This is a genomic window from Gemmiger formicilis (genome assembly GCF_018784445.1).
In the GTDB taxonomy this organism is placed as follows: domain Bacteria; phylum Bacillota; class Clostridia; order Oscillospirales; family Ruminococcaceae; genus Gemmiger.
Genome location: NZ_WQOH01000087.1, coordinates 1 through 13,557, shown reverse-complemented (window position 1 = coordinate 13,557; position 13,557 = coordinate 1). Strand labels below are relative to the sequence as shown.

Here is a 13,557-nt window from a genome sequence, read left to right as displayed (position 1 = left end):
TGAATGCTGTTTGTCAGGGGCCGCGGTCGGTTGGCGGATTTTTTCATTTTGGGGCTTGACTTTTAATAGTTAGTCTCTCGGCGGATGCCGTCCGCCACCAACCACGCAAAGCCTGCGGTTATCAGGTTCTCCACCTGCTGGTGCTTCGCATACAGCCGCAGATACGCCACCGGGTAGAAATCGTTCTTTTCGTAGCTCTGGTCCAGGTACTCCCACAGCTTGGCGTTTTCCAGCGGCGTGCCGTCCAGGCTGGGCCGCCCTTCCGCACCATCATAAAAATAAGGGCAGGTCAGGCGATCTTCAAAGCGCTTGTTCTGCTTCCATTCTTCCAGGCGCAACATATTCCAGTACAGCCCGCGCTTGTAGTGTGCCAGCTTCACCGCACAGCCGCCGTCCACAATGTAGGCTTCATAGGCGTTCTTGTACAGTCTCTCGCCGCCCACAAACTGCCGCCGCTCAACGCACCATTTTGTCAGCATCAGGCAGCCCGCCGCAACGGTCGGCACGACCATAAATTTCTGTTCCGTCCGTGGCAGGTCCGCCGCGCTTCGTAAAACGACTTTCTTTCCGCAACTCGGGCAAAAAATCACATCGGCATTTGACCTTTCAACAACTTCGTTGAAATCTGCATCATAGTAGCGGATCCTCCGGCGTCCGAACTCATTTTTCTTACTGTCGCTCGGCAGGTACTCGGCCAGCATTTCTTTCTCGCACTCGCTGCACCACAGCAGGGCGGGGCGTTTGCGGAAACTTTCGCGTAAATCCATGTAAAAGTCATCGTCGCGGGTTCTGGCGTAGGCTTCTTCAAAGCCGATGCACTTAAAACTCATGTGGCCGCTGTCCAACAGCTCTTGCCGGACCATTTCGGCTACCAGGTCGGCGGGCGGTTCTTCCGGGATCATGGCCCGGTATTCTTCCGTGGTTCTCATGTCGGGCACTCCTTTACAGAAAATCCGTCACGCTGATTTTCTTCCGCCGCGCGGCAGATTCCGCCGGGGCGGGGGAGTGCGTATTTTCGATGCCGTAGAACTTTCGGATAATTCTATCCGCGTCCTTTGGCCCGCAAAAACCGCCGTTGTCCCTTGCAAAATCGTGGATTTTCTTTTCGCATTCGGCAATGCCCATACTGTCCTGTTCCAGGTCCTTCACCACCAGCGCGGCGGCGTCCTCGTCGTTTTGAAGCATATCCTTCAGCTGTTCACCCACGCACCACACCGGGCCTAGTGCATACTGTTCTGTCTGCTGTGCCGTTATGAGCTCCACGGCCTTTTCAACGCTTGTCATCTTCAGCGTCTCCTTTCTTATTTACCACGACCATGTAGATCGTTGGTTCCAGTTCGTCATCCTCGTGGGCGGCCTGCTCACGCTGGGCGTTTTGGTAGCCCACATCCTGGCCGCTGCACCAGGCCGCATACAGGCCGATACCGGCCACCAGCAAAATCAGAAATACCATGTTCTTCCACTCTTTTCTTGTAAATTGGCGGTGCGTGCCGGGTCCGGCCCGGCTCGCTGCGTTGCTTGGGACAGCGCCACGCACCATGTAAAAAAGCCGGGCGGTGCGGCTGATGCTTGCCCTTCGCCGTCCGGCCTTTCAGTATTTTTACGCCATCTGAGTAGGTATAGAGAATGGAGAGGATTCTATTTGTGCCTGTGCTTTCTGCCGCCTTCCAGCGGCCGAAAGCGCGTTTCTTGCAGCACTGTCGGATTGCCCTGCATCACAGCAGGGAAGAGCTTTTCCGGCAGCTTCTTCCGCGCGGCCGGGTCAGTCTCACGCCGGGCCTTCTCGCTTGGGTTGGGCGCGTAGCTCTTGCACGTCGCCTTCAGCCCATTGCAGGCCCGGCACTCCGGGTGCGTGATTTTAAATGTGTACAAACACTGCTGCATAATCATTCAACTGGTTCCATCCTTCCGCAGGTGGTGTCGCCGCGTGGACAGCGCCGCGCCCGGTGCATCCACCGCAGATACCACGCCCCGCCGGGCGGTTCTGCAATAATTTCAATCTTCACGTCGTTCCACTACTTTGTTAAATCACATCCAACTTTCCTGTGTCATCCGCCTATACACGACATAGCCGGTATGGGCGCTCCGTATCCCTGCTTCGCGGCTTGCTTTTGCCATGGATACGCCGCTTTCAACCTGCTTCACAAACCGCTGCGCCTTGGCCGGGTGCAATTCTTCCCAGCGGCGTTTCCGCGCGGGCCGCGGCTTTTCGTCAAGATTCAGGGCGTCGATAACGTCCTGCTTTCTGCAAGCGTGCAGCTCGGCCACCTGCTGGACGTTCCTGCAATGTATCCAGTCCCACTTCATGATGTCCAGTTCTTCGCGGCTGAACTTGTTTTCCGCCATCAGTGCCGCCCCTCCTGCAAAATCTGTTTGGCAGCCTGGCCCATGCAGAACAGTGTCAGCCCGCCCACGGCGCAGCACACGGCTGTCATCACCGCGCCCAGCACAGCGGCCACGCCGCCGTGCATACTGCCCAGCATAGCCACGGCTAGCACCAGCAGGTACACACCGCACAGCTTGCCCACGACCCAGACGCCCACAAGAAATTCCTTCGCGTATTTCATACGATACCCCGCTCCTTCATCCAGTCTGCCAGCAGTTTTGTGTACACTGTGTAGCAGTCATTTTTCAGATGTTCGCCGCGCGTCACAATCTCGCCGAAAGGGTAGACGCCCTGGGCGATACCGGCCCGCATCTTTTCAACGCCCATCTGCACGCCGGATTCTCTCAAAACCCTGCACGCCATCTGTACTGATATCGTCGGCTTGTCCACTTCGGTGATTTTCATGTTCCGCGCTCCTTTGTGTTTGTTCCTTTGGTGGTGCGCTGCGGAATTGAACCGCATCGGTCGGGTCACGAGCCCGCCCGCGAACCATCGGCGCACCTCATGTGTGCCGCCCGGTATAGGGGACCGGGCGGCCAGGCTTTGCGCAACGCGGAACAGGCCCGCTGCGCTGCCTCTTGTGCGGTGCAGAGAAAGTAAAGAGAGCACCGCGCCTGTGCATTCCCCGCACAGCCGGGGGCTGCCGAACTTACCCGCCGGGCAGCCGCGGGAGAAAGGTTGTGCGGTCCATTGCATGGACCATCCGCCCCGGGCCTCTTGCAGCCGTCGGCGGCTCATATGCCCCGCCGGGGCGGGGTCATTGCTGTTTAGGGGAATCGTCCAGCATGGCACCGACGAACAGTTCAAGTTCCGGCGGTATCATGCCGCCGCGCTGCATCAGCAGCAGACATTCGCGGTACGCCTGCACCATGCCCGCCAGCTCGGCCGCGCGGCAGATTAGCGCCCCGCGTGTTCCGGCATTGCGCACGCCGTTTGTCTCGTGCAGGGTCTTTCGGTACAGTCGCTTGCTCTGCACCGCATTTTCTACGATTTCCTGTACGGCGGCGGTTTTCTTGTCTACTCGGTCGCCTCGTTTCATGCTGCGCCGCCGTTCTTGTTTTCCTTCTCGCGTGCCTCCGTCACCAGGGCCGCGCCCTGGATCACATGGCCGATTTGCTCCTGCGCCTTCTCGGGCAGCTTTTCCAGCTGCTCCAACAGGTTCCGGGAACGATTTTCCTTGTCACTCATAATTTCAGCTCCTTTTTGTTGTGGGCAATAGGGATTATCTGTTGGACATTTTCACCCACTTTGTATTCTTCCAGCAGTTTTGCCGCCGTGGCGGGGTGGACGGCAATGCGCAGTTCGTCCATTTCGTTGTCAATCCACCAGGTCATGACCGTGGCTTTCAGCACATCTTTCGGCATGGCGTGCCAGTCTGTCCAGGCCGTGTGTTCCAGCACAAGACCCGGCCCATGCACGCCCACGTACTGCGGCACGCGGCGCATGGTGTTCAGCAGGTCAAAAATTTTCATGCCATGCCGCCTTGGAACAGCCTGCGGTGCTTCATGGACTTGCGCATCTGCAACCACGTTCCCCGCGCAATGCAGCGCAGTTCAATTTCCAAATCTTCCATGTCGCCCGCCATGTTCGCGCCTTGGAACAGCATGGCAATAAGTACATTCTCGTTGCTTGCGTTCGGCACATCCTCCCGGGCAATCTTCTGGCATACCAGAAAGGCTTTCTCGGTTTGCCTGTACTTGGAACTGCCGATAGCCTCCATCAAAATTTTAATGCAGCGTTTCCGTGTCATAGCTTTACCTCCACTTAAACTTCCAGCTTCTTCCATTGGTACGGTTTTCCGTATCGTTCCAGATACCAGCTTTCAAACGCGGCCCGGTGGTCCGCGTCCTTAAAGTAGTCCGCCACGATACCGCCCAGCAAAGAGCAGACCGCCGTCTGCTGGGCCTTGTATTCGTTTGCAATCTGCATTTTTTCACCTCTTTCAGCAGGCGGAAATAGGCTGATTGTGTCGGCCATCCCAGCCGTCTATGGTGTACAGCACCTTTTCCAGCGTTTCATCATCCACCTGCAAGCACAGCCGGTCTCGCTCAACGCGCCATGTAAACAGCTTCGTTTCCACAAGCAGCTCCGGGATTCGGTTGCGTTTCACCCAATAACCGCTCATGTCGTCGTCATGCCGTCCGTAAAATCTGTACGCAGCAAATCCATTGCCGCAGGTGTTCAGCAGATCAAAAACTTTCATCGGTGTTCACCTTCCTTGCCCGGGCCGCCTTTTCTGTGCTACAATGGCAGCAAAGCAGAAAGGACGTGTTTTTATGGAACTTACCCCCGAATACTATAAAGCCCTTCTTCCGTTTCGGAATTCTCCGCAAACTGCGGATGATCCGCCGGAAATCTATGATGACCTTATTTCTTGCGGATGGATTTCCGCTGTCGGATGCACCACCATGGATTACAATGGGTCCGTACAGGTTTATGATAACTGCTGGGCCATCACGCCGCAGGGGCGCATGGCCCTAGCCGCGTATGAAAAGTCCGTGAAGCACGACGCCGACGAAAAACGACAAAACCGCATTACGAATTACTTTTCTGCAATAAATATCGGCGTCAGTGTGTTTTCTTTCGTTCTCGGCCTCTTGGCCGACCACTACTTTGGTGTCGTGGCCTTCGTCGAGGCGTTTTTCCATCTTGGTTGAATACATTCTGATTCACCGCCCTTACCGTCTCAGCAACATTATTGCAAGTGCGATAATGGCGGCCGTGTTCAGCACGTTCCAAAGCCCGAAGCAATGCCGCATGTTTCGTCCTTCTCTATCGGCGTATTCGTATCTGCTTTGCAGGCGCTTGTCTATCGTATTCTTTGTGTATAGCCTCACACCGTTGATTTCGATTTCCTCCGGCGGATTCTGCCGCATTTCATCAATCAACCTGTCTGCATGGGTACAGTATCTCATGTCTTGTTCACCTCCTGAGGCATGGTATTCTATCTTTCATTAAAGAGTAAGGCTTTTCATTTCTGCCCGGTATGTCGCCGCCCCAATTTCCGCCCGGGCGGTATCCAGGCAGAACAAAGCCTCTTCAACGGTTAAATCGTCGTCCTTGCACTGCGCCAACAGTGCAAGGACCGTTTTTTTACAGTTCGTGGTTCCGCAAAAGTACTTTCTGTCCTCTGCGGCCGCGTTTTCTCGTTCACGCCAGCTCATGCAGTGTTCATCTCCTTGATACGCTTAACGTCGAAAAATTACATAGACCGTGTATAGTAACACACAGATTACCGTGATATAAAGAATCTTGATTGCTAGAGCTTCCGTTAGTGTCAACCTCCCAGAGTAGGTAATCAATGTGGCAAAATGGTAGAAAGAATAACGTAAGTTCCAACCATCGCAAGACCAACCAAAACAGCCCAGTAAAAATTATTCATCACCTGTTCACCTCCTGGGGTAGGGAATATAACTTGCTCGTACCGCCCTGTCTGTGCTACAATTAAGCCAGAGGGGGTGTAAAAGATAGAATGGTAAAAAAATATGTTCTTGTGATTTGTGGAATTTTAGGATATCGTTTTTTGTTTTGCTTGTCTGGATTTCTTCGGACGTTATACTATGAAAAACAATATAAAGACTACATATTCGGAAAGCGCAATGACTTTGCGGCTTGTACTGCGCCGGTAAAAAAGCTGTTTAAGCAAGCTGGTCTCATGGATACCACGTTTACAGAGTCCGTCCTTGCTGGTTATGGTCAAATCAGTACCGGAAGAGCCAGTGTCGTTGAAAATCTGAATTTTCGGCGCGAAGATGTGATGGCACTTGCGCTAGGTATGTTTTCCAAAGCTAAAGGAACATTTCGTATGAATATGATGGAGTGCATATCTCCGCTATACTGGGTTCAACTTGTTGTATTTCTGCCGGTAAAGTTGTGCGGTTACCTTGGTATCTCTGAAACTAAAGCGATTCCCAAGCTGTTGCAGGCTGTTTACTGGCTGTTAGCGCCCTTGCTGCTGATTTTCCGTTCCCAGCTGTATGAGTTCATCGTCCAGCTTCTCCAACAGGCGAAGTAGAAATTTGCTTAACAGAATAAGCCCTATGGCGTCCACTTTTTCTGCGGATGCCATATTTTTTTGTGCATCTACAAGGCTGTTGAGAATTGCGCCTTGAAGAATGCGCTTGCGAGAGCACGTCATGCAGTGTTCACCTCCTGGAGTAGGGCCTATCTTTTGTAAACTTGCCTGTACCGCTTGCTTATGCTAGAATACAGGCGGAAAGGTTGTGTTTTCATGGATAAAATTTGTAAGGCGATTGTTGTAAAAATGCTTTCTCTCGGCATTGATTGCGAGTGCAGTCTTTCGGAAAATAGAGAAGATGACGGTTTCACTTGCGCTCTTGGCGAAATTGCTTCTGAGCTTGAAATCAATTTTCAAACCGCTCTCAAAACGGTGGATTATCTTGTTCAGACAGGCTATGCAAAATATATCCCCAGAGGCACGCCCCGCTCTGGGACTCAGAATGCTGCCTTTCAACTCACGTTCCAGGGCGTGCAGTGGAAATCGTTCCGCCGCAGAGAAATTTTTAACTACATTGCCGATAAATGGGTTGATATTTTATCGTCTATCATTTCCGTGATATCGCTTACCGTCTCCATAATAGCGCTATGGCAAGTGCGATAATGGCTGCGGTGTTCAGCCCACACCACAGTCGATATCCGAACGTAACCAGCGTTTTTACCACTTCGATGTACTCATGAATTTCTTTTTCGGATTTTTCAATTTTGCCGTCCACCATGCCAACCGTGTACACCGCCGCGCCGTTTATATCAATCACCGGCGGGGGATTCTGCTGCGTCTGTTTTATGTACTCGGTGGCTTGGTTAAGAATCTCTGTTTCACTCTTTGAGGTATTGACAAGATCAACCTTCTTGTAAGCATGGGGGCTTGTTTCCATCACCTGTTCACCTCCTGGGGTGGGGAATGCACAGCAAAACTTGCGAAAACTAAAGTTTTGCTGCAAAAAAATAATCCGGAATTTCAGCATCCGGGATCATAAGAACCTGGCACAATGCACGGATTTCCGTCTGGGTGAAGTCGGTATGGCCGCGCAGCTTTTTATTAAGTGTTGCAGGTGATACGCCAATTTCTTTGGCAACATCGTTCTGCGTCATGCCGTATGCTCGGATACGTCCGAGCAGGTTCAAGTAGTCCATTGCTATCGCCTCCTTGCCTATACTTTACAACTTGCGAAAACTAAAGTCAATACGTTTTCTAAAGACTTTTTAAAAATATCTTGCGTTTTCTATAAAATAGCGCTATACTGAACACAAGATATGACGGAGGTACGAACAATGAAGCAAAGCAATTTTGCCGCTCGGCTTTCGCAGGCACTTGATGCGCGAAATATGAAAGCAGCAGATCTCTCAAAGAAAACGAAAGTTTCTGAAGGAACTATAAGCTGCTATATAAATGGGAAATATGAAGCAAAGCAAAATAGAGTGCGAACTTTTGCTGAGGCCTTAAATGTGAACCCTGCCTGGCTTATGGGCTATGATGTTCCTATGGATAATGATGCGCCTACCATCCCCGCCGGTTTCGAGCCGCTCCCTGAAATGACCACCATTCCGCTGGTCGGCTCCATCGCCTGCGGTACGCCCATCACTGCCGAGGAAAACGTCGAGGCCCGCATCGGCATCCCTGCCGCCTGGAATGCGGATTTTGCGCTTACCTGCAAAGGGGACAGCATGGCCCCGCGTTACCAAGACGGCGATGTCGTCTGCATCCGCTGTCAGCCCGAAGTTGAAAACGGCCAGATCGCCGCCGTCCGCATAGGGGAGGAGGCCACCCTCAAACGTTTCTACCAGGAGGGGGAGACCGTCACGCTGGTTCCTGTCAACCCGGCCTACACGCCGCTTGTCTACCGCGGCCCCGAACTGTCCGACATGCAAATTGAGGGCCGCGTCGTAGGCTTCTGCCGCGGGGAATGATATGTAATTGTGAAATTTTGTGTACACGGCTTGAAATTCTTGCATTTTTATAACTCATAGGTTATATTATAAGAAAGGATGTGATTTATTCTGGAACTGGAAAAAATAGACGGCTATAATAACATCTACGGACCTGACAATTTCATGGATGAATTTTGTAAGTATGTGCTGGATATGACGCCGGAAGATGTTTTTGCGGATGATGAAGTCCCCAAAGCTGCCGAGCGATATATCAAGTGGTTACAGCGCAGTTTGACCCAGCTGGACGCTTATGGTACTGCTACAACAGCACTTAAAAATTTTGAAAAGCTGCCAGGCACAGATGATATTTACTCGGCACGTTACCCCAAAAGCCGGAAAAATCCCAGAATCCTTTACTTTTACATCCAGGGGCAAAATGTTGTTCTGCTGTACCCATTTCTTGAAAAGAACCCCGGAGATTACCAGCGCGGTATCCGTGTAGCCGAAAGACGGAAAACTCTTTTTCAGGCGCAATGGCCCTTGGATGAGCATTAGGAGGTTCGCTATGAAAACGTCGAAAGCATTGAGCAAGCTGTTTGGGGCTGCAATGTCCCCGGCTGAAAAGAGCGCTAACCGCCAGTTGGCGCTTATTTCTGCTGCCATTGAAATGTGGCGCGTTGAGCACGGTATGACGCAGGCTGCTTTTGCAGCACTTATGGGCGTCACACAAGTTATGGTTTCCAAATGGGAAAGCGGCGAATACAATTTTTCTGTCAAAACGTTGTCGGAAATCAGTGCAAAGATCAATATTCCGCTGGATGTGCTTTTCTCCGGCAATCTTGACTCCCACACATACGAGAGCAGCGAATCGGTGTGCAGTAAAACAAAAGTTGAAAATCCCAGCCCCGCCACCACAACGGTTGCTCCGTATTTCGCTTTTAAAGTAATTCGGGGAGGTGCGGCATGATTCCTACGCATGATGTAAACGCATCGATTGAACTGGAAGAAAGTTTTATTTCTGAATGCAGTTTTAGCAATCGATTGATTACCCTGGGAACGGATGCCCTTTTAACAAACGATGCAGAGGTTGCTGTCAGTAATTTCTATATGAATGCAGAGGGCACAAAAAAGCTCGGCCGCGTGCGTGTAATCGTAAGCGGAAACCTGGCTGTGGAAAACAACGAAAAGGCTCGCTGTGACTACAAAATGACCGTGGAAGGCGTATTCTCTGCGGACAAGGAAAAAGATGATGAAGAACTCGGCGAACTGCTGTGGATCAATGGAGCTTCCGTACTTTATGGCATTGTCCGCGCGAAAATGGAAGTTATTTCCTCTATGGTTTTTGGAAGCGGTAAAATCACATTGCCGCTTATCAACATGGTCCAATTTGTTAAGAAGCAAAATGAAGCCTATTTGAAAGAGCATAAAGACGACAAAGAATAAGCCAACCCCGCCGCATCCGTTTAAGACTGCGGCGGGGTTCTCTTTTTGGTTGTTCTAAATCTTTTTAAATCGCTTTCGGCTCTTGTAAATCTTTTCTGTGCGCGGTATACTATTTATATATATGATGCTCTGTGTGCGTGAGGCACTTTGCACTAACTGCAAAATCAAAATTTCGGAGGTATCGGCATGAACGGTGAAATCAAAAATGTGGTGCTCTATCTCCGCTATTCCAGCGCCGCCCAGAACGAACAATCCATTGAGGGACAGCGCCATGTCTGCCAAGAATACTGCCGCCGCGCCGGATACCAAATCATAGACGAATACGTTGACCGCGCCACCTCTGCATCCCACAACGTAGAAAAGCGGCTCAACTTCCAACGGATGCTGCGCGACGCTGAGCGTGGCCGCTTTGACGCGGTGGTCGTATACAAGCTGGACCGCTTCGCCCGCAACCGTTATGATTCTGTCAACGCCAAGTATCGGCTGAAAAAGGCCGGTGTCGTCCTGCTCTCCGCCACCGAGAATCTGTCGGACAGCCCGGAATCTATCATCCTGGAATCGGTGTTGGAGGGCATGGCAGAGTTTTATTCAGCAGAGCTTTCGCAAAAAATCACCCGCGGCATGAAAGAGACAGCGCAGAAGCATCTTTCCACCGGCGGCACGGTCCCGCTGGGCTACCGCATCAAAAACCGCCGCCTGGTCATCGACCCCACGACCGCGCCCATCGTCAAGCAGGCGTTTGAAATGTACGCCGCCGGGCATACCGCCACGGCCATTGCAAAGCAGTTCAACGCCAGCGGCTACCGCACCAGTAAGGGGACTGCGTTCAACCGCAGCAGCTTCAAATCTATGTTCCACAATGAGCGCTACATCGGCACATACAAGTACGGCGCGTACAAGGCCGAGAACACCGTGCCCGCCATCATCGACAAACAACTTTGGGACGCCGTGCAAAGCCGTCTCTCGCGCCCTGTGCCGCCGTCGCAAGGTAAAGCGCAAGTGCCGTTCCTGTTGGCCGGTAAACTGTTCTGCGGTCACTGCGGCGCAAAGATGAACGGTGACAGCGGCAAGGGCCGCAGCGGCGAGCCGTACTATTACTACACCTGCTACAACCACAAAAGGGGACACACCTGCAATAAAAAATCCGTCCGCAAAGAGTGGATAGAAAAAGTGGTCGTGCAGGACGCAATGCACCTGTTGACCGACGACTATATAGAGGAACTGGCCGACATTGCCGTGCGGGAAAACCAGCGCCAGATAGCGGCCACCACCAAAATCCCCCTGCTAAAAGAAAAAATAGCGGAGACGGAAAAGTCGATAAACAACATCGTCACCGCTATTGAAAAAGGTGTCGCATCCGACACGCTCATGCACCGGATCACCGGCTTGGAGCAGCAGAAAAAAGACTACGAGAGCCAGCTTGCCGCAGAGGAAACCAGCGCCATCCAGCTTGACAAGTATATGGTCATCTATTGGCTGGACCAGTTCAAGCACGGCGACGTGGACGACGAGCGCTTCCGCCGCAACCTAATCAATCTGCTTGTCAACTCCGTCACCATCTGGGACGACCCCGACGGTGGTTTCCGCATCACCACCGCCTACAACCTAACCGACGCCCCCACCAAAACTTTCCGCGTTGAGGCCCTTCCCGGTTCGGATATGGGGAGTAGTAGTCCACCACAAAGACCTGACAGAGTTTTCTGCCAGGTCTTTTTTGTTGCACATAACAGCTTGCATAGGCGAAAAACGTGCCTGCAACGAGAAATTTTCAAAAAACACTTGCAATTTGCGCCGGGGTATGGTACTATACTAAGGCAATACACACGCATTGCGCTGTTTTTTTGTGCTTTTTTTGCGGTAACACGCCAAAAAGGTTAGAAAACAGAAACCCCGCAGTGCGGAGGGTAAAAACTAAATTTTTGGAGGAAACAAACAATGGCAGTCGTATCTATGAAACAGCTTCTCGAGGCCGGTGTCCACTTCGGCCACCAGACCCGCCGCTGGAACCCCAAGATGGCTAAGTACATCTTCACCGAGCGCAACGGCATCTACATCATCGATCTGCAGAAGACCGTGAAGAAGCTGGATGAGGCTTACAACTTCGTGCGCGACACCGCTGCTCAGGGCGGCGAGATCCTGTTCGTCGGCACCAAGAAGCAGGCTCAGGAGTCCATCCGTGACGAGGCTACCCGCTGCGGCATGCACTACGTCAACGCTCGTTGGCTGGGCGGCATGATGACCAACTTCCGCACCATCCGTAAGCGCATCGACCGTATGGAGCAGCTCAAGACCATGCAGGAGGACGGCACGTTCGACCTGCTGCCCAAGAAGGAAGTCGTCAAGCTCGAGCTCGAGATGGCCAAGCTGGACAAGTACCTGGGCGGCGTCAAGAACATGAAGGCCCTGCCGAAGGCTATGTTCATCGTCGATCCTCACAAGGAGCGCATCGCTGTTTCTGAGGCCCGCAAGCTGAACATCCCCATCGTTGCTATCGTCGATACCAACTGCGATCCCGATGAGATCGACTACGTCATCCCCGGCAACGACGACGCTATCCGCGCTGTCAAGCTGATCTCCGGTGCCATGGCCAGCGCTGTGCTGGAGGGCAAGCAGGGCGTTCAGGACGCTCCCGCCGCCGAGACCAAAGAGGATTGATTTTTTCCCAAACCAATTCAGAAAGGACATTGAGAACTATGGCTATTTCTGCAAAAGACGTTATGGAACTGCGCAAGCAGACCGACTGCGGCATGATGGAGTGCAAGAAGGCTCTGACCCAGGCCGACGGCGACTTCGAGAAGGCTATCGAAATCCTGCGTGAGCAGGGCCTGGCTGCTGCCAACAAGAAGGCTGGCCGTATCGCCGCCGAGGGCATGGTGTACGCCGTCGCTTTCGACAACTGCGCTGTTGTCGTTGAAGTCAACGCCGAGACCGACTTCGTCGCCAAGAACGACAAGTTTGTTGACTTCACCAAGAACCTGGCCAAGGTCGTTGCTGACGAGAACCCCGCCGATGTTGAGGCCCTGATGGCCTGCAAGATGGGCGACGGCACGGTTGACGATGCCCTGAAGGCTCTGATCCTCGTCATCAAGGAGAACATCAAGGTTCGCCGCTTTGCCCGCTATGAGGGCCACTGCGCTGCCTATGTCCATGGCGGCGGCACCCACGGCGTCATCGTCAAGTTCGAGACCTCTGACGACGTTGCTGCCAAGCCCGAGTTCGCTGCCTTCGGCAAGGACATCGCCATGCAGGTCGCTGCTGCTAACCCCAGCTACCTGAACGAGTCCGACGTGCCCGAGGACGTTCTGGCCAAGGAGAAGGAGATCGTTCTGGCTCAGATGGCCAACGATCCCAAGACTGCCAACAAGCCCGACGCTATCAAGGAGAAGATGGCCATCGGCAAGCTGGGCAAGTTCTACAAGGAAGCCTGCCTGGTCGACCAGGCCTTCATCAAGGACGGCGGCATGGACGTCAAGAAGTACGTTGCCGACACCGCGAAGGCTCTGGGCGGCGACATCAAGATCGCTTCCTTCACCCACTTCACCAAGGGCGAAGGCCTGGAGAAGCGCAACGAGGACTTCGCTGCTGAAGTCGCCGCTGCCATCAAGGGCTAATCCAATCGTATAACTTCAGCCGTCTGCGCGTTTGCGCGGGCGGCTTTTTGATTGGTGAGTTCCATGAAAAGCGAAAAAATGCTTCATCACTGTCCATGCCGTCTGATCTGGTGGAGGGGTAAAGCATAAAAAATCCCCGGACCGTGATTGAAGTGACCCCCAAAAGTTAGACAATATTTTGAAGTAAAAATTGTTCAAGCAGCCGAAAGGGCTTGCTGTCTGTGAATT

27 protein-coding genes and 1 pseudogene are annotated in these 13,557 nt (G+C 52.6%); 11 read left to right on the top strand and 17 right to left on the bottom strand.

Annotated features, from left to right (window positions below; translation table 11 throughout):
• Window positions 1-62: 62 nt before the first annotated feature.
• The 13 genes from GPK89_RS15025 to GPK89_RS14965 form a co-directional block, all read right to left on the bottom strand.
• Entirely contained in the window at window positions 63-929 is an 867-nt protein-coding gene (locus GPK89_RS15025) for a hypothetical protein (RefSeq protein WP_215694386.1), read from the bottom strand.
• Between the two features lie 13 nt (window positions 930-942).
• Window positions 943-1,284 (bottom strand): hypothetical protein, encoded by a 342-nt coding sequence (locus tag GPK89_RS15020; RefSeq protein WP_215694384.1) that lies wholly within the window; start codon window positions 1,282-1,284, stop codon window positions 943-945.
• The gene (locus GPK89_RS15015) at window positions 1,271-1,453 is read right to left on the bottom strand and encodes a hypothetical protein (protein ID WP_215694382.1); all 183 of its coding nucleotides are present in this window, start codon (window positions 1,451-1,453) and stop codon (window positions 1,271-1,273) included. The genes GPK89_RS15020 and GPK89_RS15015 overlap by 14 nt, the downstream gene beginning before the upstream one ends.
• 185 nt (window positions 1,454-1,638) lie before the next feature.
• Window positions 1,639-1,890, bottom strand: coding sequence for a hypothetical protein (locus GPK89_RS15010; protein WP_215694380.1), 252 nt, complete (start codon window positions 1,888-1,890; stop codon window positions 1,639-1,641).
• A 138-nt stretch (window positions 1,891-2,028) separates the two neighbouring features.
• Complete coding sequence (locus GPK89_RS15005; protein ID WP_215694378.1) at window positions 2,029-2,346, bottom strand: hypothetical protein; 318 nt, start codon at window positions 2,344-2,346, stop codon at window positions 2,029-2,031.
• Window positions 2,346-2,567, bottom strand: coding sequence for a hypothetical protein (locus GPK89_RS15000; protein WP_215694376.1), 222 nt, complete (start codon window positions 2,565-2,567; stop codon window positions 2,346-2,348). The genes GPK89_RS15005 and GPK89_RS15000 overlap by 1 nt, the downstream gene beginning before the upstream one ends.
• Window positions 2,564-2,791, bottom strand: a complete 228-nt coding sequence (locus GPK89_RS14995) for a hypothetical protein (protein WP_215694374.1) — start codon at window positions 2,789-2,791, stop codon at window positions 2,564-2,566. Before GPK89_RS14995 ends, GPK89_RS15000 begins: the two co-directional genes overlap by 4 nt.
• 352 nt (window positions 2,792-3,143) lie before the next feature.
• Window positions 3,144-3,425 carry a hypothetical protein gene (locus GPK89_RS14990; protein WP_215694373.1) on the bottom strand — a complete coding sequence of 94 codons (282 nt, stop codon included), beginning with the start codon at window positions 3,423-3,425 and terminating at the stop codon, window positions 3,144-3,146.
• Entirely contained in the window at window positions 3,422-3,574 is a 153-nt protein-coding gene (locus tag GPK89_RS14985) for a hypothetical protein (RefSeq protein WP_215694372.1), read from the bottom strand. Before GPK89_RS14985 ends, GPK89_RS14990 begins: the two co-directional genes overlap by 4 nt.
• Complete coding sequence (locus GPK89_RS14980) at window positions 3,571-3,858, bottom strand: hypothetical protein (protein ID WP_215694370.1); 288 nt, start codon at window positions 3,856-3,858, stop codon at window positions 3,571-3,573. The genes GPK89_RS14985 and GPK89_RS14980 overlap by 4 nt, the downstream gene beginning before the upstream one ends.
• A complete protein-coding gene (locus GPK89_RS14975) occupies window positions 3,855-4,136 on the bottom strand; it encodes a hypothetical protein (RefSeq protein WP_215694368.1) in 282 nt (93 codons plus the stop codon). Before GPK89_RS14975 ends, GPK89_RS14980 begins: the two co-directional genes overlap by 4 nt.
• Before the next feature lie 14 nt (window positions 4,137-4,150).
• Window positions 4,151-4,315 carry a hypothetical protein gene (locus GPK89_RS14970; protein WP_215694366.1) on the bottom strand — a complete coding sequence of 55 codons (165 nt, stop codon included), beginning with the start codon at window positions 4,313-4,315 and terminating at the stop codon, window positions 4,151-4,153.
• Between the two features lie 13 nt (window positions 4,316-4,328).
• Window positions 4,329-4,589: a hypothetical protein gene (locus GPK89_RS14965; RefSeq protein WP_215694364.1), complete on the bottom strand. Its 261-nt coding sequence runs from the start codon at window positions 4,587-4,589 to the stop codon at window positions 4,329-4,331.
• 73 nt (window positions 4,590-4,662) lie between these two features.
• Between GPK89_RS14965 and GPK89_RS14960 the strand changes: the two genes are divergently transcribed.
• Window positions 4,663-5,043 (top strand): hypothetical protein, encoded by a 381-nt coding sequence (locus tag GPK89_RS14960; RefSeq protein WP_215694363.1) that lies wholly within the window; start codon window positions 4,663-4,665, stop codon window positions 5,041-5,043.
• Window positions 5,044-5,064: 21 nt separating this feature from the next.
• Here GPK89_RS14960 and GPK89_RS14955 read toward each other — a convergent pair whose 3' ends face one another.
• Entirely contained in the window at window positions 5,065-5,301 is a 237-nt protein-coding gene (locus GPK89_RS14955) for a hypothetical protein (protein ID WP_215694361.1), read from the bottom strand.
• 39 nt (window positions 5,302-5,340) lie between these two features.
• Window positions 5,341-5,550: a hypothetical protein gene (locus GPK89_RS14950; RefSeq protein WP_215694359.1), complete on the bottom strand. Its 210-nt coding sequence runs from the start codon at window positions 5,548-5,550 to the stop codon at window positions 5,341-5,343.
• A gap of 308 nt (window positions 5,551-5,858) precedes the next feature.
• Between GPK89_RS14950 and GPK89_RS14945 the strand changes: the two genes are divergently transcribed.
• Window positions 5,859-6,401, top strand: coding sequence for a hypothetical protein (locus tag GPK89_RS14945; protein WP_215694357.1), 543 nt, complete (start codon window positions 5,859-5,861; stop codon window positions 6,399-6,401).
• A 216-nt stretch (window positions 6,402-6,617) separates the two neighbouring features.
• Complete coding sequence (locus GPK89_RS14940; protein WP_215694355.1) at window positions 6,618-7,007, top strand: hypothetical protein; 390 nt, start codon at window positions 6,618-6,620, stop codon at window positions 7,005-7,007.
• Here GPK89_RS14940 and GPK89_RS14935 read toward each other — a convergent pair.
• Together GPK89_RS14935 and GPK89_RS14930 are read right to left on the bottom strand one after the other, a co-directional pair.
• Complete coding sequence (locus tag GPK89_RS14935) at window positions 6,970-7,284, bottom strand: hypothetical protein (RefSeq protein WP_215694353.1); 315 nt, start codon at window positions 7,282-7,284, stop codon at window positions 6,970-6,972. The genes GPK89_RS14940 and GPK89_RS14935 overlap by 38 nt on opposite strands.
• 46 nt (window positions 7,285-7,330) lie before the next feature.
• Window positions 7,331-7,540 (bottom strand): helix-turn-helix domain-containing protein, encoded by a 210-nt coding sequence (locus tag GPK89_RS14930; protein WP_215694351.1) that lies wholly within the window; start codon window positions 7,538-7,540, stop codon window positions 7,331-7,333.
• A 120-nt stretch (window positions 7,541-7,660) separates the two neighbouring features.
• Between GPK89_RS14930 and GPK89_RS16525 the strand changes: the two are divergent.
• The 8 genes and pseudogenes from GPK89_RS16525 to tsf all read left to right on the top strand — a co-directional run.
• Window positions 7,661-7,867, top strand: a pseudogene (locus tag GPK89_RS16525) (helix-turn-helix domain-containing protein); the annotation flags it as partial.
• Between the two features lie 21 nt (window positions 7,868-7,888).
• Entirely contained in the window at window positions 7,889-8,314 is a 426-nt protein-coding gene (locus GPK89_RS14925; RefSeq protein WP_252261707.1) for a LexA family protein, read from the top strand.
• A gap of 144 nt (window positions 8,315-8,458) precedes the next feature.
• Complete coding sequence (locus tag GPK89_RS14920) at window positions 8,459-8,830, top strand: hypothetical protein (protein ID WP_215694347.1); 372 nt, start codon at window positions 8,459-8,461, stop codon at window positions 8,828-8,830.
• 10 nt (window positions 8,831-8,840) lie between these two features.
• A complete protein-coding gene (locus tag GPK89_RS14915) occupies window positions 8,841-9,242 on the top strand; it encodes a helix-turn-helix transcriptional regulator (protein WP_215694345.1) in 402 nt (133 codons plus the stop codon).
• Window positions 9,239-9,718, top strand: a complete 480-nt coding sequence (locus GPK89_RS14910) for a hypothetical protein (protein WP_215694343.1) — start codon at window positions 9,239-9,241, stop codon at window positions 9,716-9,718. The genes GPK89_RS14915 and GPK89_RS14910 overlap by 4 nt, the downstream gene beginning before the upstream one ends.
• Window positions 9,719-9,904: 186 nt before the next feature.
• Window positions 9,905-11,596, top strand: a complete 1,692-nt coding sequence (locus tag GPK89_RS14905) for a recombinase family protein (protein ID WP_215694341.1) — start codon at window positions 9,905-9,907, stop codon at window positions 11,594-11,596.
• 57 nt (window positions 11,597-11,653) lie between these two features.
• Complete coding sequence (gene rpsB / locus GPK89_RS14900) at window positions 11,654-12,373, top strand: 30S ribosomal protein S2 (protein ID WP_078784070.1); 720 nt, start codon at window positions 11,654-11,656, stop codon at window positions 12,371-12,373.
• Between the two features lie 38 nt (window positions 12,374-12,411).
• Window positions 12,412-13,329, top strand: a complete 918-nt coding sequence (gene tsf / locus GPK89_RS14895) for a translation elongation factor Ts (RefSeq protein WP_215694339.1) — start codon at window positions 12,412-12,414, stop codon at window positions 13,327-13,329.
• Window positions 13,330-13,557 lie beyond the last annotated feature (228 nt).